The sequence below is a fragment of the Nocardia tenerifensis NBRC 101015 genome (genome assembly GCF_000308715.1).
GTDB lineage: Bacteria > Actinomycetota > Actinomycetes > Mycobacteriales > Mycobacteriaceae > Nocardia > Nocardia tenerifensis.
The window spans coordinates 11748-37504 of record NZ_BAGH01000050.1 but is presented as its reverse complement, the minus strand read 5'-3'; the positions used below and the strand labels follow the sequence as shown (position 1 = coordinate 37504).

At 70.1% G+C, this 25757-nt stretch carries 1 protein-coding gene; it reads right to left on the bottom strand.

The window, feature by feature from the left end:
- Nucleotides 1–2 precede the first annotated feature (2 nt).
- Nucleotides 3–25742 carry a non-ribosomal peptide synthase/polyketide synthase gene (locus ON39_RS45605; protein WP_051186288.1) on the bottom strand — a complete coding sequence of 8580 codons (25740 nt, stop codon included), beginning with the start codon at nucleotides 25740–25742 and terminating at the stop codon, nucleotides 3–5.
- Nucleotides 25743–25757 lie beyond the last annotated feature (15 nt).

Sequence of the window (25757 nt, the reverse complement as noted above, 5' to 3'; positions counted from 1 at the left end):
TCTCACCTCTCCCTGTCGTGTTCCCGCAGTAGCCTGTTCAGGATCGGGCCGATCTCGCCGGCGCCCGCCGGATTCATCATCCCCGTGTGCCATTCGTCGATCGGGATCTCGTGAATGGCGCCGGTGATATGCCCGTGCCAGGTCGCGGCGATCTGATCGCGATACGACTCGCGGGCGGCGACGAAAAGCACGGCGTCGCCGTCGAATCGTCCCGGCGTGTGCGGCACCGGGGTCAGGAAACTCTCCGTCACCCGCTCCACCTGCCGCGGGGTCAGGATGCCCTCGCTGCTGAGCCGCTGCGCCAGTAGCGGGAACAGCTCCTCGGGGTTGTCGATCCGCTGATCGTCGGTCATGCCCAGGAAATCGCGCCAGCCACGCAGGAATTCGGTCATCGCCCGGCGGTCTCGCGCCTCGTCGGGTTCGGACGGCTGCGCGAGATTCTCCGCGACGCCCGCGTCGACGAGCGCGAGCAGTCCGACAGGGCGGCCCATCCGCTGCAGCCGCGCCGCCATGGCGTGCGCAATCTTCCCGCCCAGCGACCAACCGAGCAGGTGAAAGGTGGTGTCGGGGAAGGCCTTCAGGATCTCCTCGACGTAGCGCTCGGCGTACTCCTCCACCGACCCGAGTCGCGAACTCTCCTCGACGATATAGGGATCCTGGAGTCCGTAGACGGGCCGATCCGGGTCCAGATGTCCCGCGAGCGCGCCGTACACCCACGCCAGACCGCCACCCGGATGGACGCAGAACACCGGCGCCTTACGGCCCGTCGAACGCAGCGGCGTAAGCACTCCGAGCGATACGCCCATGTCCGACTGCGGTTTCGATAAGTACCGCGCGAGCGACGCGGGCGTCGAGTCGGCGAACAGCAGCCGATAGGGAACGGCCGTTCCGGTGCGGGCGCGGAGCCGCGACACCAATTTCATAGCGACCACCGAGGTCCCGCCCAGCGTGAAGAAGTCGTCGTCGACGCCCACCCGATCGACCTCGAGCACCTCCGCGAACACCGACACCACGATCTCCTCGAGCGGCGTCGAGGGCGCCCGGTAGGTCGCGGCCACCCACTCCGGCGCGGGCAGCGCACGCCGATCGACCTTTCCGTGCACCGTCAGCGGCAACGCGTCGAGCACGGTGACGGTGTCGGGGACCATGTACGACGGCAACCGTCGCGCGACCGCCTGCCGGATCGCGGACGAGTCGAGGCCTGATCCCGGTGCGGCGGTGACGTAGGCGGCCAAACGAGCACTGCCGCAAGCGTGATCGTCGCCGGGCTGATAGACGGTGACGACCGCGTGGTCCACCTCGTCCGAACTCACCAGTGCCGCTTCGATTTCGCCGAGTTCGATGCGCTGGCCGCGGATCTGGACCTGGAAGTCGGCGCGTCCCACGTACAGCAGCGCCGGGTCGTCGCCGATGGTCGTCCACCGCACCAGATCCCCGGTGCGATACATTCGCGACCCCGGCGACCCGAAAGGATCGGCCACGAACGACGTCGCCGACAATCCCGCCCGGTCGAGATATCCGCGCGCCACCCCGGGCCCGGCTGCGTACAGCTCCCCGACCGTGCCCGGCGGTACCGGCCGCAGCGCCGAATCCAGCACCAGCACACGGGTTCCGGGTATCGGTCCGCCCACCGACACCGGGCCGCCGACCGCCAACCGGGTACCGGCTATCCAGATCGTGCACTCGGTCGGCCCGTACACGTTGTACAACCCGCGGACACCGGCGGCGTCCGTGCCCGACCACCGCCGCACCAGCTCCGGCGGACACGTCTCGCCGCCGCACACCACGACCCGCAGGTCGTCGAGCCCGCCGGGGTCGACCGACAGGCCGACCGCGGGCGACATGAAGACATGGGTGATGCGCTCGGCACGCATCAACTCCGCCAACGGTTCCCCGGCGAAGACGTCGCTCGGCGCGACGACCAGTACGGCGCCGGCCGGTACCGCCATCAGTATCTCGAGTACTGCGGCGTCGAAAGTCCTTGCGGCAAGCGCCAATACGTGCGAGTCATCGCCGACCCGGTAGAGCGAACGCTGGGCGGCGGCCAGCCCCGCGTGCGTGACGGCCACTCCCTTCGGCGTACCGGTCGATCCCGACGTGTAGATGACATAGGCCGTGTTGGCCGGTCGGGCCGTCCCGCGCCGCTCGCCATCGCCGATCGGCGTGCCGCGGTACCGGGAAAGGTCGAGCCGGTCCACGTCGATGACTCGTATTGCGACAGTGGGCGTCTCGCCGGCGGTGAGGACGATGGCGGCGCCGCAGTCATCGAGGATGAACCGATTACGCTCGGCCGGGTGGGTGGGGTCGACGGACACGAACGCGGCCCCGGTCTTGGCGACGGCCCACACCGCGCGCATCCACGCCGCCGAACGCGCAAGCGCGATCGCCACCACTGTTTCCGGCCCCGCACCCGCCTCGATCAGCACCCGCGCGCACCGGTTCGACCACTCGTCCAACTCCCGGTACGTCCATTCGGACGCGGAGTCGCGGACCGCGAGCCGATCCGTGTGCTCGACGGCGGCTCGCTCCAGAATCTCGGTCAAGGTGACCGGCTCCGGCCCCGCGCCGCCATCGCCCCACTGCGACACCAGAACTCGCTCACTCGCCTCGAGCACCTCGACCTCGCGCAGGCCCATCGCGGTGTCGGCGACCACCGCGTCGACGATTCGCCGCAGTCGCCGCGTCAGCGCGACGATCGTCGGCTGATCGAAAAGGTCCAGGGCGTAGCTGATTCCCACCATCAGGCCGCCCTCGGTGTCGTCGGCCACGGTGACGGTGAGATCGAAGCGCTCGACCCCGACACCGAGATCCATGGGGGCCAACCGGATTCCCGGCAGCCGAGCGTCCGCCGGATCGAAGTCGAGGTTCTGGAACGCCAGCATCACCTGGAACAGCGGATGATGCGCCTGTGTCCGCGGCGGATCGACCGCCTCCACCACCCGCTCGAACGGAATGTCGGCGTGCGCGAATGCCTCGAGGTCGACCCGTCGGCACTGGCCGAGCAGCTCGTCGAACGAGGCGGCCGCGTCGACGCGGGTACGCAGCACAAGCGTATTGACGAACATGCCCACCAGCCCGTCCAAGACGGCCGCGCCGCGCCCCGCGACCGGCGTACCGATCGCGATATCGCCGCTGTCCGACACCCGGGACAGCACGGCCGCCAGCACCGCGTGCATCACCATGAACTCGCTCGCGTGGTGTGCGCGGGCGACCCGGCGCAGCCCCGCGGCCGTCTCCGCGTCCATCGTGAACGAGTACGTGCCACCGCGCTGTGAGGCTACCGCGGGCCGCGGCCGGTCGGCGGGCAGCTCGAGCCGGTCGGGCAAGCCCGCCAACTGCGTTGTCCAATAGGCTATTTGCCGCGCCGACACGCTCGCCGGGTCGGACTCCGATCCCAGAACCGCGCGCTGCCACAGGGTGTAGTCCGCGTACTGGACCGGCAACGGCGTCCACTCCGGCGCCCGGCCCGCCCGGCGGGCCGTATACGCCAGCGACAGATCCCGCGCCAACGGGGCCAGCGACCAGCCGTCCGCCGCGATGTGATGCATGACCAGCACGAGCACGTACTCCTCGGAGCCGGTGTCCAGCAGGGTGACTCGCAGCGGCGGCACGGTGGACAGATCGAATCCCCGGCGCGCCAACGACATCGCCACCTGCTCGAGCTCCGCCGCGTCGACGGCCCGCACCTCGACGGTCACGGCGGCATCGGACAGGATCCGCTGGTACGGACTCCCTTCCCGGTCCGGAAATACGGTGCGCAGGGTTTCGTGGCGCGCCACCACATCGCCGAGCGCGGCAGTCAGCGCGTCGATATCCAGCGCACCGGTCAGCCGCAGTACGAGCGGAATGTTGTAGGCCGGCGAGTCCGGTTCGAGCCGGTTGATGAACCACATGCGCCACTGCGCGAACGACAGCGGCAGGTGTTCGGGGCGCTCGCGCACCACCAGACTCGCCCGCGCCGGATCCGCGCCGCAGGCCGAGCGTTCGGTGAGCACCCGCGCCAGCAGCGCCGGGGTCGGCGCGTCGAACACGTCCCGCACGCTGATCTCGGCGCCGGCCACCGCGCTCACCCGGGACGCCACCCGCGTCGCCGACAGCGAATGCCCGCCCAGCGCGAAGAAGTCGTCGTCGGCGCCCACCCGGTCCACGCCGAGCACCTCCGCGAACACCGAGACCACGATCTCCTCGAACGGCGTCGAGGCGGCCCGATACGCCACCGCCATCCACTCCGGGGCGGGCAGCGCGCGGCGATTCACCTTGCCGATCGCCGTCAGCGGCAGCTCCGCCAGCACGGTGACGGTGTCGGGGACCATGAACGACGGCAGACGGCGCGCGATGGCTTGCCGGACGTCGCCGGGGTCGGGCAGGCGCCCGGCGACGGGAGTGACGTATGCGGCCAATCGCATTGTGCCGCCGACCGTTTGGTCGCCTTCCACGGTGTGCGTGACAACCACCGCGTGCTGTACGTCGGCCAAACCGGCCAGGGCGCTCTCGATCTCGCCGAGTTCCAGGCGCTGACCGCGGATCTTGACCTGACCATCGGCGCGGCCGACGAACAGCAACGCACCGGTCGGCAACCACCGCACCAGATCTCCCGTGCGATACATCCGCGACCCGGCCGGCCCGGCGGGGTCCGCGACGAACGACGCCGCCGTCAATGCGGCCCGATCGTGATATCCGCGCGCCACACCTGGTCCGGCCGTGTACAACTCCCCCACCACGCCGGGCGGTACCGGACGCAGCCACGGATCCAGCACCGCCAGCCGGACTCCGAGAACCGGCCCGCCCAGCGATACCGGTGCGCCGTCATCCAATTCGGCCGTGGTGACCCAGATCGTCGACTCACTCGGCCCGTAGAGGTTGTACAGCTCGCGCACACCGGCGTCGTCCGTGCCGGACCACTGCCCCACCAGCGCGGGCGGGCACGCCTCCCCGCCGACCATCAACACACGTAAGTTATTGAGCCGCTCGGCATCCAACGTGGCGGCGACAGCGGGCGTCATCATGGCGTGCGTGACGCCCTCGGCGTGGATCAACTCGGTCAGCGGCGCACCGGCGTACACGTCGGGGGCGGCGACAATCAACGCCGCGCCCACCGAGACCACCGCCAGCAGCTCGAACACGGCCGCGTCGAAAGTGCGTGCGGCAACGGCCAATACGCGCGATTCGGTGTCGAGATCGAACTGGCGACGCTGGGCGGTGGCGACGGCGGCCAACCCGGTGTTGGCGACGGCGACGCCCTTCGGCGTTCCGGTCGTCCCCGAGGTGTAGACGACGTAGGCGGTATTGCCCAGCCGCACGGTAGCGAGTCGATCACCGTCGGTCACGGGCGCGTCGCTGTATCCGAGGAGATCGACCCGGCGCGGGGCGATGACCGAGATCCCGGCGGCGGTCAATTCCGCCGTGTCCAGTCCATCGATGCCCGATCCGGCTGCGTCGGCGCCACTTTCGGCATCGGCGAGCACGACCGTCGCGGCGACGTCGGTGAGCACGAATCGGTTCCGCTCCCACAGCTGCGCCGGATCCACGGACACGAAGGCGGCGCCGGTCTTCGCGACCGCCCACACCGCCCGCACCCACGCCGCCGAACGCGGCGTGGCGATCGCCACCACCGTTTCCGGACCGGCGCCGTGCTCGATCAGCAACCGCGCGTATCGATTCGACCAGCGATCCAGTTCTCGATAGACCAGTCGATTCGCCGCGTCGGCGACCGCGAGCTGATCCGGGAACCGCGCGGCTACCCGGGTCAGCATCTCGCCCAGCGTCGTCGGCTCCGGTCCATTACCCCCATCGCCCCACTGCCGCAATGACTCTCGCTCATCGGTCTCGAGCACCGCGAGATCACGCAATCCGGCCTCGGGATCGGCCACCACCGCGCGCAGGATCCGCTCCAGCCGCCGGGCCATCCGGGCGACCGTCGATCGATCGAACAGGTCTGTGGCGTAGCCGATGGTGACCGGGGTATCACCGTTCGCGTTCGGGATGTCGCCGACGGTAATGGACAGGTCGAATCGTTCGACGCCGGTGTCGAGGTCGACGGGCGTGACCCGAATCCCCGGCAGCCGCGCGGAAGCCGGGTCCAGGTCGAGGTTCTGGAAGGCCAGCATCACCTGGAACAGCGGATGGTGCGCCTGGGTGCGGGGCAGATCGATGGCCTCGACCACCCGCTCGAACGGGATGTCCGCGTGGGCGAAGGCATCCAGATCCACCCGCCGGACCTCGCCGAGCAGGTCCGTGAACGAACCGGACTCGTCGATCCGGGTCCGCAGCACCAGCGTATTGACGAACATGCCGACCAATTCGTCCAGTGCCGCCGCGCCCCGCCCGGCGATCGGCGTGCCGATCGCGATGTCCGCGACGCCCGACAGCCGCGACAGCAGCAGCGCCAGCGCCGAGTGGAACACCATGAACACCGTCACGCCGCCGGACTTCGCCAACGCGTTTATCCTCGCGAACAACTCGGCGTCCAGCACAAACGAGTAGCCGCCGCCGGCCTGCGAGGCGACCGACGGCCGCGGGCGATCGGCGGGCAGCTCCAGCCGTTCCGGCACTCCTGTCAGATGCTGTGTCCAGTAAGCGAGTTGGCGTGCCGACGTCGACTCGGGATCGGACTCCGCGCCCAATACCGCACGCTGCCACAGCGTGTAGTCCGCGTACTGGACCGGCAGCGGGTCCCACACCGGAGGCCGCCCCGCACAGCGCGCCGCGTACGCGGTCGACAGGTCCCGCGCCAGGGGCGCGATCGACCACCCGTCGGCGGCGATGTGATGGATCGCCATCGCCAGCACGTACTCCCCGGAACCGCTGTCCAGCACCGTAACCCGCAACGGAAGCTCCCGCGACAGGTCGAACGCGTACCGCGTCGACTCGGCCACGGCCGCATCGAGCTGTGCCGGATCCACCGGCCGCACCTCGACCGGCACCGCGGTCCGGCCCGCGGGGAGCACCCGTTGGAACGGCGTCCCCTCGTCGTCGGGGAACACCGTGCGCAGGCTCTCGTGCCGCGCCACCACATCCTCGATCGCGGCGACCAGGGCGTCGATGTTCAACTCGCCGGTCAACCGCAACACCAGCGGAATGATGTACGCCGCCGACGCCCCCTGGAACCGGTTGATGAACCACATCCGAAGTTGCGCGTACGACAACGGGATTCGCTCCGGTCGCTCCCGGGCCGTCAACGCGGGCTCCGTCGAACCGCCGACGCCGGCCGCCAGCACCCGCGCCAGCCGCGCCGGCGTCGGCGCCTCGAACACCTCCCGCACCCCGAGGTGCACGCCCGCCGCCGCGGACAGCCGCGAGGTCAGGCGCATGGCCGACAGCGAATGCCCGCCCAGCGCGAAGAAATCGTCGTCCGCGCCGACCCGGTCCACGCCGAGCAGGTCGGCGAACGCCTCCGCCACCAGCCGCTCGGCCGGCGTCGATGGCTCGCGGTACGCCCGCGCGAGCTGCTCCGGCTCCGGCAAGGCCGCGCGGTCCAGCTTGCCGCTCACGGTGAGTGGAAGTTCGGGCAGGATCGAGCACGCGTCGGGCATCATGTGCGCGGGCAGCCGGTGCCGGGCGGCGGCCAGGACCTGTTCCGGCTGCAGGCCTTCCCCGACGAGGTAGGCGATGAGCCGATCGGATTTCGCGTCGTGCACCACGACGGCCCGGGCCACTCCCGCCTCCCCGGCGAGCACCGCCTCGATCTCGCCCAGTTCGACCCGCTGTCCGCGGACCTTGATCTGGAAGTCGTTGCGTCCCAGGAACACCAGGTCGCCCTTGTCGGTCCAGCACACTGAGTCACCGGTCCGATACAGGCGGGAGCCCTTGCGACCGAACGGGTTCGCGACGAAGGACGCCGCCGTCAGGGCGGGCCGACTCGAGTAACCCCGGGCCTGCTGGATGCCACCGAGATACAGCTCGCCGCGCACGCCGACCGGCACCGGCCGCAGCGACGCGTCCAGGACGACCGCCTCGACGCCGCGGATCGGCCCGCCGAGAGTGACCGGCGCGTCGGGGGCCATGGGATCGCTGATGGTGGTGACGATGACGGTCTCGGTCGGCCCGTAGGCGATATGCAGGCTCCTGCCGGGCGCCCACGCCGCCACCAACTCCGCGGGCACCCGCTCGCCGCCGGTGACGAGCACCCGCAGCGACTCCAGGTCGTCCGGCGACATGGTCGCCAGCACGCTCGTCGTCACGAAGGCGTGGGAGACCCGTTGCCGGCGAATGATTTCCGTGAGCGGCGCGCCGCCGAAGATGTCGGGCGGCGACACCACCAGCGCGGCCCCGTTCGGGTGGGCCATCAGCAGTTCCATCATGACCGCGTCGAAACCCGGCGCCGAGACGGCCAATACCCGCGCGTTCTGGTCGAGGCCGTACCGCTCGCGCTGCTCGGCGGTGAAGTTCGCCAGGCCGTCGTGGGTGACCACAACGCCTTTCGGCGTGCCCGTCGAGCCGGAGGTGTAGACCACGTAAGCGGCGTGCTCCGGGCGGAGCGGGCGCACCCGGCCCGCGTCGTCCACCGCGTCCGCGGACAACTCCGCGAGGCGCGCGGGCAGGTTCGGCCCGTCGAGCATCAACCGCTCGACCGAGTCCGGCACCGTGGCGACCGTGCCCTCCACCGACAAGGCCAGTCGCACACCGGAATCGGCGATCATGCCGGCGACCCGGTCCAGGGGATGGCGCGGGTCGATCGGCACGAAGGCCGCGCCGGCCTTGGTCACCGCCCACAGTCCGATGAGGAACTCGACGCCCCGGGGCATCGCCAGCGCGACCGCGTCACCCGGCCCGATACCGCCCCCGATGAGCAACCGCGCCAACCGGTTCGAGTAGCCGTCCAGATCGCCGAAGCTCAGGGTCACCGCGCCCGACACCACCGCGGGCGCGGCCGGTTCGATGGCCGCTCCCGCGACGAGCAGATCCGCCAGCGGCCGCGGCGGCTCGGCCGGGCGGCCGCGCACGGGCGCGAGCCGAGCACGCTCGGCAAGTGACAACAGATCGATCGATGCCGCCGGAACCGATGGATCGCTGATCATCGCCGCCAGCACGCGCTCCAGTCGATCGGCACAGTCCCGCACCCACTCGGGCGCGAAAACACCGGGCCGGTACTGCAATTGCGCGCGGAACGGCTCCCCTTTGACCACCACCAACGCGAGGGGATAGTGCGCGGAGTCGTTGGACCGCAGCTCCTCGACGCGCATGCCGCCGAGCGCAGTGGCCTGGGCCGCGAGCGCGGCCTTGTCGACCGGGTAGGACTCGAACACCAGCACCGTGTCGAACATGGCCGACACTCCCAGCGCGGCATGGATATCGGCGAGCCCGAGGTGATGATGCCCGAGCAAACCCGACTGCTCAGCCTGTACCCGGCTCAGCATCGCGTCGATCGGCTCACCCGGGCTGCGGCGGATGCGCACCGGGATGGTGTTGATGAACAGGCCGACCGCGGACTCGATACCGGGCAGCTCCGCGGGCCGCCCGGACACCGTCGTACCGAACACGACATCCTCGCGCCCGGCCAGATACCCGACGACGATGCCCCATGCCGCCTGGAACACGGTGTTCACGGTGACCCCGGCCGACGACGCCGCGGCGAGCAGTCGATCGGTGAACGCCTCGTCCAGATCCAGTTCGACAGAGCCCATTCGGCCGGTCGAGTCGGCGCCGGGCGGAGCAAGCAGCGTCGCTTCCGCGCCGTCGAGCGCCGAACGCCACACCCGCAGTGAGGCTTCCGCGTCCTGCCGGCTCAGCCAGTCGAGGTAGGACCGGTACGAACCCGTGGGCTCCGCGAGCGCCGCCCCGTCCGGTTCGGCGTACACCGCCAGCAAGGTTCGCAGCAGCGACGGCATGGACCAGCCGTCGAACAGCACATGGTGGTACGAGAGCAGGAGCGTGTAGCGATCCTCGGCCACGGCGACCAGGGTGCACCGCATCAGCGGCGCCGTCTCGATGTCGAACGCCGCCGCCTTGTCCCGCTCGATCACCTCCGCCAGCGCGGACTCGGACTCCGTGGCAGCCAGCGCACGCAGATCGACCTCGCGCCACGGCATTCGCACGCCGTCGGCGACGATCTGCACGCCTTCGCCCGCGGCGTCGGTAGCGAACGCGACGCGCAGATTCGGATACCGCCGCAACAGGAAATCGGTGGCGTGGCGCAGCCTTTCGGCATCCACGACGCCGGACAGCATGATCGCGACCTGCACCGCGTACACGTCCACCGCCGACTCGGCCAAGCGGGCATGGAACAGCAGACCGGTCTGCAACGGCGACAACGGCCACACATCGACCAGACCCGGGTAGCGCGCCTCCCACCTCGTGATGTCGGACTGCGCCGCCCGCACCAGCGGGAAGTCGGAGGGAGTGTGCCCGCCGGCGTGCGGCAGGCCCAGCCGGGCGACGACGGCGTGCAGCGCGTCGACCCACAGCTGGGCCATCTCGCCGACCTCCGCGTCGTCGAGCACGGCCTCGGGGTAGCCGAAGGTGGCCGACAGGCGCCCCTCGGTGACCGCCGCCGTGATATCGACTGCGGCGGTGGCCATGACGTGCAGGTCACCGTCGGCAATCGGCGCGCCGAGTTCCTCGGCGACGGCGAACTCGGATGTCGTTGTCGCCCCGACGGTTCGGCTCGGCGACAGTTGGCCGAGGTAATTGAAGGCGACCTGTGCGGGCGGCCCGGCGGGCAGGGCGCGCGCCGTCTCCGAATTGAGGTAGCGCAGCAGTCCGTAACCGATGCCGTGGTCCGGGATCTCGCGCAGCCGCTCCTTCGCCGTCTTGACCGCCGTCTCGATCGCGGGCCCACCGGCGTAGGCGTCGTCCAGATCGACTCCCGCCAAGTCGATTCGGACCGGATACACCGTCGTGAACCACCCGACCGTGGCGGTCAGGTCCGCGCCGGGGAGTATCTGTTCTTCGCGGCCGTGTCCCTCCAACCGCAGCAGCGTCGACGGCTCCGCCACCCCCCGACCGGCCCGCCAGCGCGACACCGCCACGGCCAGCGCGGCTACCAACACGTCTTGGACGTCGCCGTGGACGGCCCCGGGCACTCGAGTAAGCAACGCCTCGGTCAGCTCGGACGACACTCGCACTCGCCGTAGGCGAATCGTGCCGGCGATATCGCGGGCGGGATCCACCGCGCGCGACCCGAGCAGCGGGTCCGGCCCGTCGGTGATCCGTTGCCACAGCGGCAGTTCCGCGACGCGTCGCGGCGACCGCGCCGCCTCGACCAGGCCGTGGGCCCACCGGCGCATCGACGTCCCGACCGGCGGCAGCGCGACAGCGCCGCCGGCGCGGTGCTGCTGCCACGCCGAGATCAGGTCGGGCAGCAGGATGCGCCACGAAACGCCGTCCACCACAAGGTGATGCCCGACGAAGATCAGCTGTCCTGCCTGCGCCGAGTCGGCGTGATGGAACCAGATGACCTGCAAGACAAGGCCGTTGGCCGGATCCAATCGATCCAGCGCCGCATCGACCTCCGCCCGCACGAGCTCACCGCGGTCGCTGTCCGGGGCGACCGCGACCGGACGCACCAGCGACTCGACGTCCACCGCCCCGCGCGGTCGCGTCTCGAGCCGCCACTCCCGGCCGTCGTGCCACAGCCGAGCCCGCAGCATGTCGTGCCGGTCGATCAGCGCCGCCACGATCGCCACCGCCGCGGCGTGGTCCATCCCGACCGGCGTCGTGAGCGCCAAAGTCTGGTTGAGCCGCCGGAACTCGCCCTGCTCCACCATCCACCGCACGATCGGCGTCAACGGCAGCTCGCCGAGGCCGCCGCCGGGCAGCTCGGCGAGAACCCGTGCGGGCTCGACGGTTTCGGCCACGCGCGCGAGCGCGGCGACCGTCCGCGCCTCGAACACCTGCCGCGGCGTGAACACCACGCCGCGGTCCTTCGCGCGGGCCACCAGCTGGATCGACACGATGCTGTCGCCGCCGAGGGCGAAGAAGTCGTCGTCGGCGCCCACCCGATCGACGCCGAGGAGCTGCGCGAAGACCTCTGCCACAACCTCTTCCGCGGCGGTGGCGGGCGCCCGGTAGGTCGCCGCCGCCCACTGTGGCGCGGGCAGCGCTCGCCGGTCCACTTTCCCGCTCGCCGTCAGCGGCAACTCGTCCAGCACGGTGACGGTGTCGGGGACCATGTACGACGGCAGCCGCCGCGCCACGGCCTGCCTGAGGGCGACCGGGTCGGGGGGCAGATCCGACGCGGGAGTGACATAGGCGGCCAGCCGGGCGGTCTCGCCGCTCGCGACGTGGACGACGACGGCGCGCCGCACCTCGTCCAGTTCGGCCAGGACGGACTCGATCTCGCCGAGCTCCAAGCGTTGCCCGCGAACCTTGACCTGATGATCGGCGCGGCCGACGACCGCCAGCGTGCCGTCGGGCAGCCACCGCACCAGATCTCCGGTGCGATACATGCGAGACCCGCTGGGGCCGAAGGGATCTGCCACGAACGCCGCGGCCGTCGAGCCCACCCGGTCGAGGTATCCACGGGCTGTGCCGGGCCCGGCGACGTACAGTTCGCCGACCACACCCGGCGGCACCACATTCAGCCACGCGTCCAAAACCACCGCGCGCACACCGGGAATCGGCTTGCCGACCGACACCGGCGCCCCGGCCGCCAACCGCGCGCCGGACACCCAGATCGTGGCCTCGCTCGGCCCGTACAGATTGTGCACCTCGCGGACACCGGCGGCGTCGGTTCCCGACCACCGCTGCACCAGCGCGGGCGGGCACGCTTCGGCGCCGGTCATGAGTATGCGCAGGTCATCGAGCCCGGTGGGATCCACCGACAGCGCGACCATCGGAGTGAGGAACGCGTGGGTGATCCGTTGCGCACACAACAACTCCGTCAGCGGCGGCCCGGCGAAAACCTCGCTGGGAGCGACGATCAGCGCCGCGCCCGCAGGCACGGCGACCAGCAGTTCGGAGATCGCCGCATCGAAAGTGCGCGCGGCAACCGCCAGGACGCGCGACTCGGCATCCGGGCGAAGGACTCGGCAGTGGGCCGCGACGATCGTGGTGAGCCCGGCGTGCGTGACCGCGACACCTTTCGGCGTGCCGGTCGAGCCCGAGGTGTAGACGACGAAGGCGGTATTGTCCGGCCGCACCGGGCCGAGCCGATCGCCGTCGCCTATCGGAGCGGCGCTCCATGGGGACGGGTCGAATCCGTCCAGAGCGATCACGGCGGCTCCGGGCACGTGCCACTCCCCCGAAGTCTGACCGGCAGTGAGGATTACGGTCGCCGCGCAGTCGGTGAGGATGCCGAGATTGCGCTCGCGTGGCTGTTCCGGATCCACGGAGACGAACGCGGCCCCCGTCTTGGCGATCGACCACACGGCCCGCACCCACGCGGCCGACCGGGGAACGGCCAACGCCACAACGGTTTCCGGACCCGCACCCAGCTCGATCAGCGCCCGCGCACAGCGGTTCGACCACTCGTCGAGTTCTCGATACGTCCACTGTCGTCCAGCCGCCACGACCGCGGGCCGCTCCGGGAATTCCGCGGCGGCCCGAGCGAGTATCTCGGCCAGGACACTCGGCTCCGGGCCTGCGCCGCCGTCGCCCCACTGGCGCAACAGCATTCGCTCGTCCGGTTCCAGAACATCCGGATCGCGAAGCCTGACCGCGGGATCTGCCGCCACCGCGCGCAGCGTGCGCTGGAGGCGGTGGGCGAACAGGGCGATCGTGGACCGATCGAACAGGTCGAGTGCGAAGCTGATGGTGACCGGCGTATCAGCGGTGGTGCGGGAGGGTATGTCGGCGACGGTAATGGTGAGATCGAATCGTTCGACCCCGATATCGAGGCTTTTCAGGGGCTCGACCGCCAGCCCGGGCAACTGCACCATGGCCGGGTCCAGGTCGAGGTTCTGGAACGCCAGCATCACCTGGAACAGCGGGTGATGCGCCTGGCTGCGCGGCGGGTCGACAGCCTCGACGACCCGCTCGAAGGGAATATCGGCGTGCGCGAAGGCGGCCAGGTCCACCCGGCGGCACTGGTCGAGCAGGTCGGTGAAAGAATCGGCCTGGTCGACCCGGGTGCGCAGGACGAGCGTGTTGACGAACATGCCGACGAGCCCGTCCAACGCCGACGCACCGCGACCCGCGATCGGCGTGCCCACCGCGATGTCGCCACCGCCGGACAGCCGCGCCAGCAACACCGCCAGCGCCGCGTGCAGCACCATGAACACGGTCACCCGGTGCGTTCGCGCCACCGCGCTCAACCCGGCCACCGTCGTGGCGTCGAGGTCGAAAGAGTAGACGCCGCCGCGCTGCGACGCCTCGACCGGCCGGGGTCGATCGACCGGCAGGTCCAACCGGTCCGGCAACCCGGCCAAATGCTCTGTCCAATAGGCGAGTTGGCGCGCCGACACGCTCTCGGGGTCGGACTCCGCGCCGAGCGCTTCGCGCTGCCACAGCGTGTAATCGGCGTACTGCAGCGGCAGCCTCGCCCACTGCGGGGCCCGCCCGTCCCGGCGCGCGGTGTACGCCAGCGACAGATCACGCGCCAACGGCGCGATCGACCACCCGTCGGCGACGATATGGTGGAGCACCACGACCAGCATGTGGTCGTCGAAGCCGCTGCGCAGCAACGCAACCCGCCACGGCGGCTCGGCCGATACGTCGAATCCCGCACTCACGATGTCCGTGACCCGGCGCGTGAGCTCGCCTGGATCGACTTGCTCGTTCACTACGACGGCGGCACCGTCGAGAGCCAGAATTCGTTGGCACGGCACCCCTTTCTCGTCGGGGAATATCGTTCGCAGGCTCTCGTGCCGGGCCACGACGTCACCGATCGCGCTCGACAGCGCCGACGAATCCAGTTGCCCGCGTAGGCGCAGCACCATCGCGATGTTGTACGCGGGTGAGTCCGGCTCGAACCGGTTGATGAACCACATTCGAGACTGGGCGAACGACAACGGTATTCGCGCCGGGCGGTCCCGCGGCGCCAGCTCCACACTCGGTGATTCGGTGGACCGCGCGGCCACGACCGCGGCCAGCCGCGCCGCGGTGGGCGCGTCGAACACATCACGCACCTCCACCGGCAGGCCCGTGGCCGTGGCCACGCGGGACGCCACCCGCGTCGCCGACAGCGAATGCCCGCCCAGCGCGAAGAAGTCGTCGTCGACGCCCACCCGGTCGGCGCCGAGCACCTCCGCGAACACCGAGGCGATGATTTTCTCGACCGGTGTCGAGGGCGCCCGGTACGCCGCGGTGGGCAGCTGCGGGGCGGGCAGGGCGCGGCGGTCCACCTTGCCGCTGGGCGTCAGCGGCAGCTCGTCCAGGATGACGACGGCCGCCGGTAACATGAACTCCGGCAGGCGCTCAGCCGTGAACTCGCGGATCTCGGTGACCAGATCGGCGATGCCGGGATCGTTCACGTAGGCGCTCAGCGTGTCCAAAGGCTCAGCGCTCAGGTATATCTCGTCGAACACCGTGGTCTCGTCGGCGTCTCGGACGAAGACGGCGTCCATCCGGCCGGGCGCCGCGGCCCAGGTGACCGCGAACGTGCAGCCCAACTCCGCGCCGAGCGAGTGGATTTCGTGCGGCAGCACGGCCGCGGCGGTGCTCGGATCGAGGTCGGCCACCCGCGCGTGCTCGTCGGCGGTGTCGACGAGGCGCGTGGCCGCGACGTCGAGAGCCGTTCCGGCGTGCGGTATTCCGGTGACGCGCAGGCTCTCGGGCCGCTGCGCGACCAGATGAGCACGCAGGCCGCGCAAGTCGCCGAACTCGTCCCAGGCCCGCTGCGGCAGCCCGGCGAGCGACCGAACCCGGGCCGGATCTTTGCGAAGGACCACGTCGTAGCGGTATCGCGTCAACTCGTTATCGACCGGGGCGTATTTCAACTCGATATCGACCGCGGCCACGCCGGGGACCTTCTCCCGCAAGGCGAGAAAGAACTCGGGGGCCACCAGCAATTCCTGTTCGGCCGTCGCCACGCGCCGCGCGCGCTCCCGCACCACCGCCACCGTGTCGTCGGTGTCCGCGCCGGCCAGCTGCGTGCCGGTGGCGAACTCCCGCAGCAGCGTCAGGTTGCGGATATCGCCGACGAACATGGCGCCGCCGGGCACCAGCAACTCCATCGCCTTGTCGACCACGTCGAGCAGGTAGCCGGCGTTCGGGAAGTACTGCGCCACCGAGTTCAGCACCACCACGTCGAATCGGTCCCTCGGCAAACCCGTCACATCGTCGGCGGCCTGTACGCGCAGCCGTACCCGGTCCGCCCAGTCCACCGCCGATTCGCTCAGCCGTGATCGAAGATTCTCGATGGTCGCTTCGGAGAAGTCGGTGCACCAGTACTCGGCGCACCGCGCCGCCAACCGCGACATCAACAAGCCTGAGCCGACGCCGATTTCGAGTACCCGGGTCGGCCGCAAGCCGAGGATCCGTTCGACGACCGCGTCGCGCCAGGCCCGCATGTCCGCCACGGGAATCGGCTCGCCGGAGTAGCTGCTGTTCCAGCCGCCGAAATCCGCGTCCAGCGCCATCGGCTCGGCGACCGCGTGGTCGTCGTCGAGGTAGGTTTCCTTGCCCGCGTACAGGTTGTCGTAGACCTGCCGCCAATGGCCGACGAGATCGGCCGCCCGGTCGCCGTCGTCGGCGATCGTCGTCTCGCGATCGAGCACGACGTAGGCGACCAACTGTTTATCGATCACGGCCGCGTCGTCGGCGCCGAGACCGCGGGCGACGACGACCGCGCGCGATACCGCGGGATGCGCGGCCAGCGCCGCCTCGACCTCGCCGGGCTCGATCCGGTACCCGCGCACCTTGACCTGATCGTCGGCGCGACCGGCGAATTCGAGTACCCCGCCGCGGGTCCATCGCACCACGTCGCCGGTCCGGTACATGCGCTCGCCGTCGCCGAAGGGGCACGCGACGAATCGCTGCGCGGTCAGCCCGAGCCGACCCGCGTAGCCTCGCGCCAACTGCATTCCGGCTACATACAATTCGCCCGCCACGCCCGTAGGCATCGGCCGTAACCGCGAATCCAGCACGAACACCCGGACATTCGCCACCGGTGTGCCGATCGGCACCCGCGCGTCGGCAATCCACGGCCGTGCGGCCAGGATCCGATGGGTCGAGACGCACACCGTGTTCTCGGTCGGCCCATAGGCATTGGCGATATCGATACCGGGCCAGCGGTCGCGGAATCGGGCCACCGCGGTCGGGCTCAGGGCGTCGCCGCCGGTGACCACCTGACGCACCGGTTCGGCGTCGAGGTCGGCGTCGGCTGTCGCGAGCAGCTCGAAAAGCGCTGTGGTGACGAACATCGTGGTGACGCGATGGCGGGACACCGTGCGCATCAGGGCGGCGAGATCGAGTCGCTCGGGTGGCGCGATGACGAGGGTCGATCCGGCCAGCAACGCCGGCCACAACTCATACGCCGACGCGTCGAAGCCCATCGACGAATGCAGCAACACCCGCTCACCCGCACCACCGGGCCACCCGTGCACCGCCATATTCACCACACCGCGATGCTCGACCACCACACCCTTGGGCCGACCCGTCGAACCCGACGTATAGATCACATACGCGCCATCGGAGCCCGACAACACCGGCAAGGTGCCCGAAACCGTCTCATCCCCAACGGCATCCACGCACAGCACATCCCGCCCACCCAAAGACATATCCGCCGCAACACCGACCGTGGACACCACCACCACCGGATCGGCATCACCAACAATGAACTCCACCCGAGAACTCGGATACTCCGGATCAATCGGCAAATACACCCCACCCGCCACCACCACACCCAACACCGCCACCACCACATCCACCGACCGCGGCAACGCCACACCCACCACCGACCCACGCACCACACCCCGACCCACCAGCAAACCCGCCAAACCCTCAACCCGCACAGCCAATTCGCGGTACGTGATCTCGCCGCCCTCGTGCGCGACAGCCACCGCGTCCGGCGTCGCCGCCACCTGTCGAGCGAACAGGTGCGCGAGCGACCTCGTCTCGGGCAGCGGTGCTTTCGTGTCGTTCCAGATCCGCAGCAACCGGTCGCGTTCGTCGGGCGCGAGGATATCGACCCCGCCGACAGGCACTTCCGGATCCGCGGTGACGGCGTCGAGCAGCCGCAGATAGCGATCGGCGAGGTCCGCCACCGTCGCGCGATCGAACAGATCGGTGGCGTACTCGATCCGGCCCGCCAGCACGGGCGCACCGGCCCGATCGGCGGGATTCGCCCGCTCGACCACGTCGACGTGCAGGTCGAATTTCGCCGTGCCGGTGAGCGCCGGGACGATTTCGACGTCCAGCTCCGGCAGGCACAGATCGGGTAAAAGGTTGTTCTGCAACGCGAACGACACCTGGAACAGCGAGTGATACGCCGGGGAACGAGCCGGTTGCAAGAGTTCGACCAGTTGCTCGAAGGGCGCGTCCTGGTTCTCATAGGCGCTCAGCGCTTTTCGCCGAACCTGATCCAGCACCTGATCGAAGCGGGGGTTACCGGACAGATCCACCCGCAGCACCCAGGTATTGACGAAGAAGCCGATCAGATCGTGGGTCGCCTCGTGGGTGCGCCCGGCGACGGGGCCGCCGATGCAGATGTCCTCGCCCGCGCCGACCCGCGACAGCAACACCGCGAGCGCCGACTGCAACAGCATCGACACCGTCACCTGACGAGCATGGGCGAGCCGATACAGCCGCTCGCACAGCGCATCGTCGACGCCGAACTCGAGCACCTCGCCGCGGTGACTGGCGATCGGCGGCCGGGGGCGGTCCGTCGGCAACGCGATCGGCTGCGGCGCGTCCGCCAATTCGGCGCGCCAGTAGCCGAATTGGGTCGCCAGCACGCTGTCGGGGTCGGACTCCGCTCCCAAAGTCTCGCGCTGCCACAGCGTGAAGTCCGCGTACTGCACCGGCAGCGGCGGCCACGGCGGGGACTGTCGCTGCCTGCGCGCGGTGTACGCGGCCGTGAGGTCTCGCACGAACGGCGCGACCGACCAGCCGTCCGCGGCGATGTGATGCAACACCAGCACGACGAGATGATCCTCGAAGCCGTTGCGCAGCAGTGACACTCGCAACGGCATCTCGGTCGAGACGTCGAATCCCCGCCGTACGAGACGGGCCACGGCCTGCTCGAGTTCGCCGGGCTCGACGGTGCTCGTCGCGATGGTCGTCGCGGCGCGCTCGACCGGCAGAACAAGCTGGTACGGCACCCCGTCCGCGTCCGGGAACACGGTGCGCAGACTCTCGTGCCGCGCCACGACATCCGTCAAAGCCTCGGACAGCGCCTCCTGATCCAGCGGCCCGCGCAGTCGCAAGACGACCGGAATGTTGTAGGCCGGGGAGTCGGGTTCGAACCGGTTGATGAACCACAGTCGAGACTGGGCGTACGACAACGGAATTCGCTCCGGTCGCGCCCGCACCGTCAACTGCGGTCGCGCCGGATCACCGCCGCGCTCGGCGAGCGCCCGCGCCAGCCGAGCGGGCGTGGGGGCCTCGAAGACCTCCCGCACGCCCACCTCTATCCCCAGCGCCGCGGACAGGCGCGAGGCCACCCGCATCGCCGACAGGGAATGCCCGCCCAGCGCGAAGAAGTCGTCGTCGACCCCGACTCGGTCCCGCCCGAGCACCTCGGCGAAGACGGTGACGGCGATCTCCTCGGCCGGCGTCGACGCGGCGCGGTAGTCCGCAGCGTCGAAGACCGGCGCGGGCAAGGCCCGCCGGTCCACTTTGCCGTTGGGTGTCAACGGCAGTCGGTCGAGGACGACGAGCGCCGACGGCACCATGTACTCCGGCAGTCGCCGCGCGACGAAGCGCCGGAGCTCGTCGCGAACGTCCTCCTCCGGCGGTGCGGTTCCCCGATCGAGCACGACGTACCCGATCAGCCGCTTGTCCACGACGCCCGCCGAATCCCCGGTGCCGGAGTCGATCTCGCGGGCGATCACGACCGACTGCGCGACCGCCGGGTGCGCGGTCAGCGCGTTCTCGACCTCGCCGGGTTCGATCCGATACCCGCGCACCTTGACCTGTTCGTCGGCGCGAGCGACGAACTCGAGCACGCCCGCGCGGGTCCACCGCACCACGTCGCCGGTCCGATACATCCGCTCGCCGTCGCCGAATGGACAGGCCGAGAACCGTTGCGCGGTCGGTCCCGGGCGATGCCGGTACCCGCGCGCCAACTGCACGCCCGCCACATACAATTCGCCCGCCACGCCCGTCGGCACCGGCCGCAGTCGCGAATCCAGCACGAAGACCCGCATATTCCCCACGGGTGTGCCGATCGGCACGCTGCCTCCGCCCGCCCACTCCCGCGACGCGGGGACCTCGTACGTCGCCACGCACACCGTGTTCTCGGTCGGCCCATAGCCATTGGCCACCCCGATGCCCGGCCACCGCTCGTGGAAGCGGTCGACCGCGACGGATCGCAGCGCGTCACCGGCGGCGACGACCCGCTGTACCGAGTCGAGGGTCAGCTCCGGCTCCGCGCCCGCCAGAATCTCGAACAGCGGGGTCGTCACGCACAACGCCGTGACTCGGTGCCGAGTTACGACCCGGCTCAGCTCCGCGACATCCAATCGGCCGGGCGGCGCGATGACGAGGGTCGACCCAGCCAGCAGCGCAGGCCACAACTCATACGCGGACGCGTCGAAGGCCATCGACGAATGCAGCAACACCCGCTCGCCCGCACCACCGGGCCACCCGTACTTCGCCATATTCACCACACCGCGATGCTCGACCACCACCCCCTTGGGGCGACCGGTCGAACCGGACGTGTAGATCACATACGCACCATCGGAGCCGGATAACTCCGGCAAAATTGCTGGCGCACAACACAACTCCACCTCGTCAACGCATAACACATCCCGGTCACCCAAAGCCATATCCGCCGCAACACCGACCGTCGACACCACCACCACCGGATCGGCATCACCGACAATGAACTCCACCCGAGAACTCGGATACTCCGGATCAATCGGCAAATACACCCCACCCGCCACCACCACACCCAACACCGCCACCACCACATCCACCGACCGCGGCAACGCCACACCCACCACCGACCCACGCACCACACCCCGACCCACCAACAACCCCGCCAAACCATCGACCCGCACAGCCAATTCGGCGTAGGTCAGCTCCTCGTCATCGAACCGCAGCGCGACCGCGTCCGGCGTCGCGGCGACGCGCTCGCGGAACACGGCCACGATCGAGGTGTCCGGCACGGGGCCCTCGAACCGCGACTTCCCCTGCGCCAGCAGCCGTTCGCGTTCCCCGTCGGCCAAGAGGCCGATATCGGCGATCGCCGTCGACGGCTCGGCGCTCACCGCGCGCAGGACCCGGAGGTAGCGGTCGACGATGTCGGCCACGGTGGCCCGGTCGAACAGGTCGGTGGCGTACTCGACCCGGCCGATCACCGCCGGAGGCTCTTCCGCGGTGCCCGGCGTGTCGATCAGATCGAAATGCAGGTCGTTCTTCGCACTTCCGGTGGAGCAGGGCAGGAACTCGGCGTCCAGGCCGGGCAGCTCGAGGGCCGGCAGGCCGCCGTTCTGCAGCTCGAGCGACACCTGGAACAACGGGTTGTACGCCGTGGATCGGGCGGGATTGATCAGTTCCACAAGCCGTTCGAAGGGCGCGTCCTGGTTTTCGTAAGCGTTCAAGGCTTTTCGCCGGACCTGGTCCAGCACCTGATCGAAATGGGGGCTATCCGACAGATCCACCCGCAGTACCCAGGTATTGACGAAGAATCCGACCAGGTCGCGCAGGGCCTCCTCGGTCCGCCCGGCCACCGGCCCGCCGAGGCAGACATCGTCTCCGGCCCCCAGCCGGGACAGCAGCACCGTCAGCGCCGCCTGCAAGACCATCGACGCGCTGACCCGGCGCTCGCGGGCGAGGCGATACAGCGCCTCCCGCAACGGCGCGTCGATCGTGAACTCGACGATGTCGCCGCGGTTGCTCGCCACCGGTGGGCGCGGTCGATCGGTCGGCAATGGCAGAGGTTGCGGCGCATCCGCCAATTCCCGTTCCCAATAACGGCATTGGGCCGCAAGCGGGCTCTGGGCATCGGACTCCGACCCCAGGAACTCACGCTGCCACAAGGCGTAGTCCGCGTACTGCGCGGGCAGCGAACCCCACCCCGGCGCACGTCCCGCCCGCCGTGCCTCGTACGCCGTCGACAGGTCCCGCACCAACGGCGCCATCGACAGGCCGTCCGCGGCGATGTGATGCACCACCAACACCAGGACGTGCTCGAACTCGCCGCACCGCAACACCGTTGCCCGCAGCGGCATGTCCACCGACAGGTCGAAGCCGCGGCGGATCCGTTCCGCCACCGCGTCGGTCCACCGCGCCGGATCGACGGCGGTCACCTCCAATTCGGGCGCGGCCGTCACCACCTCCTGATGAGGCACACCCTCGAGATCCGGATACCGGGTCCGCAGCGCTTCATGGCGCGCGACCACCGCCGCGAGCGCCGCGGTCAACGCCTCGGTGTCCAGCGGTCCGGCGAGCCGGAACACCAGCGGGATGTTGTAGGTCGGCGACGCGGGTTCGAACCGGTTGATGAACCACATGCGTAACTGCGCGAACGACAACGGTATTCGCGCGGGCCGCGCACCGGCGACCAGCTTCGTCCGCACCGCGCCCGCGCCGGTCTCGCGTTCGGTGAGCAACCGAGCCAGACCGGCGGCGGTGGGCGCGTCGAAGACATCACGCACACCCACCTCGCGGCCCGTCGCCTCGGCCAGCTGCGCCGCCACCCGCGTCGCGGAGAGGGAATGCCCACCGCGCGCGAAGAAGTCGTCGTCGACGCCGACCCGGTCCACGCCGAGCGCCTCGGCGATCGCGACGGCGACGATCTCCTCGAAGGGCGACGCCGGGGCCCGGAACGCCGCGTCCACCCGCCGCGGCACTGGCAGCGCGCGGCGATCCACCTTCCCGCTCGACGTCATCGGGAATTCATCGAGGACCGTGAGGGTTTCGGGGACCATGTACGACGGCAGTCGACGCGCCACCGCCCGCCGGACGGTGCCCGGGTCGAGGGCGTGGCCGGGCGCGGCGACGAGATAGGCCGCCAGGCGCGTCGTGTCGGCCTCGCCCGCGGTCGTGACGATGGCGTGCTCCACCTCGTCCTGCCCGGTCAGCGCGGCCTCGATCTCGCCGAGTTCGAGGCGCTGGCCCCGGATCTTGATCTGGGAGTCCGCGCGGCCGAGGAACACCAGCGTCGCGTCGTCGGCGCCGCGGCGCTCCCAGCGCACCATGTCTCCGGTGCGGTACATCCGCGAACCCGCCGGGCCGTACGGGTCCGCCACGAACGACGCCGCGCTCAACCCGGACCGGCCCGAATATCCACGGGCGACACCGGGTCCCGCCACATACAACTCCCCCGCCACACCGAGCGGCGTCGGCCGCAGCCAGGCGTCCAGGACCGCCAGCCGGGCGCCCGGTATCGGAGTACCCAGCGACACAGCGTCGTTCGGGCGCAACTGTGCCGCGGTGACCCAGATCGTGGTCTCGCTCGGCCCATACAGGTTGTGCACCGTGCGAACACCGGCCGCGTCGCTCCCCGACCATTGCGGCACCAGGGCGGGCGAACACGTGTCTCCGGCGACCATGAGCACGCGCAGATCATCGAGTCGCCGGGCGTCGAGCGTGGCCGCGACGGCCGGCGTCAGGCACGCATGCGTCACCCCCTCTGCGCGCATCAGCCGCGTCAACGGCGCGCCGGCGAAAACCTCTCCGGGAGCGACGATCAGGGCGGCCCCGACCGAGACCACCGTCAGCAGCTCGAACACAGCGGCGTCGAAAGTACGGGCGGCCACGGCCAATACGCGAGAGTCGCTGTCGAGGCGATACTGTCGGCCGAGCGTGTCCGAGACCGCGGACAGCCCCGCGTGGGTGACCGCAACACCTTTCGGCGTGCCCGTCGAGCCCGAGGTGTACACGATGTAGGCGGTATTGTCGATCCGTACCGCGCCGTGTCGATCAGCATCGGTGATCGGGGCGGCGCTGTACTCGTGCGGTTCGAACTGGTCGATATCGATCACCTGCACACCGACCGCAACCGAACCGGTTGTGTCCGAGAAGGTTTCGCTACTTGTCAGCGCTATCGTGGCCGGACAGTCGGCGAGAATGAACCGATTCCGCTCGACGGGATGGGCGGGATCGAGGGTGACGAACGCCGCGCCGGTCTTGGCGACCGCCCATACCGCGCGCACCCAGGCCGCCGAACGCGGAACCGCCACAGCCACGGTCGTTTCCGGGCCCGCACCGCAGTCGATCAAGGCCCGCGCACAGCGATTCGACCACTCATCCAGCTCGCGATAGGTCCAGGCGCCGACGGCGTCACAAACCGCGAGCCGCTCCGCGTGCCCGGCCGCCGCACGAGACAGCAAGCCCGGCAACGTAATCCGTGCGGGCGCAGAGCCGCCGATGCCCGCCTTTCGCAGCATCCGGCGCTCGTCGGATTCGAGCAGTTCGACGGAGCGCACCGGCGTGCCGGGGTCCGCTATCACGCTGCGCAGGAAGCCGTCGAGGAATCGTACGAAACGCCGGTGGTGCGCGGCGACCTGTTCGGAGGTGTACACGCTCGGGTTGGCGAAGAAGTCGATCCGGGTGCTCTCGCCGCCGACGGCCGGGTAGACGTTCACCGAGAGGTCGGCGACCAATCCCGGCGTCAGCACCTGCAATCGGCCGGTGATATCGCCGACGACGATCTTCGTATCGAGGATCATCAGATCGACCATCGGGCCCGCGGCCTGCGGGAGGCGCCGGGCCGCCACCGATTCTGCGTCCTCCAGCATGTCCTCGTGCCGATACCGTTGCCCGCGCAGGACATCCATGAGGGTGCGCTGAGTCTGCTCGAGCAGCGACCCGAGGGTCCGGCCGGGCGCGACGGTGACCCGGAACGGCACGACATTGGCCGTCATGCCGCCGGATCGACTCATGGACGCCGTGACCCGGGCGGACACCGGCAGACTCAGCACCACGTCGTCAGAGCCGGTCATGCGCGCCAGGTACAGACCGAACGCGGCGAGGAAGAGCACCGCGGGCCCGGCCGAGCGCGTCTCGACGGCCGTCCGCAGCGCGGCCTCGGTCTCGGCGGACAGCAGCGCGCTCACCGCGAGCGGCGGCTCCTCGGCGAGCGCGGCCCGATCGGCGAGGGTGACCGGCTCGGGCAGCTCGGCCACGTACTTCGACCAGAACACCCGATCGTCGTCGAAGCGCTGCGAGGCCCGGTACTGCTCGTCCGCGTCGACGATCTCCGCGAGCGATCGAATCGTTTGTCCCCCAGGCTCTTCGCCCGCCACCGCGGCGGTGTAGAGCTGCGCGCTGCGGGTGAGGATGTTCAGCGCGGCGATGCCGTCGAGGACGAGGTGGTGGGCGCGCAGGTACCAGAACCACCGGCGCTCGGCGACCCGCACTATCGCGCCCAGCACCACCGGGCCGCGACACAGGTCGATGGGTGCGCGGTAGTCACCGCGCATCCACTCCAGCGCCGCCGCAACGGGATCGGGCGTCGACGTGTAATCCAGACGCCGCACCGAGCCGGTGGCGGCGTCGTCCACCACCTGCCTCGGCTGCCCGTCCACCTCGACGATGCGCACTCGGCTGACCTCGAATTCGTCGAGCGCGCGCCCCAACGACGCGCTCAGCAGCGCGGCGTCGAGATCGCCGGTGAGCTCGACGTACAACGCGTTCGTCAGCGGCGTGTCACCGGCCAGCTGTTGCAGCAACCGGATCGCGCGCTGCGCCGCGGTCAGCGGATAGGTGGTCGGACCACCGTCACGGGCACGCAGGGGTGATTCGTGGTCGGGCATCCCGCCTCCTGAAGA

What these genes read in the sequence shown, in the direction of transcription:
- ON39_RS45605 (WP_051186288.1), bottom strand. Translation starts at nt 25,742, where the DNA reads ATGCCCGACCACGAATCACCCCTGCGTGCCCGTGACGGTGGTCCGACC.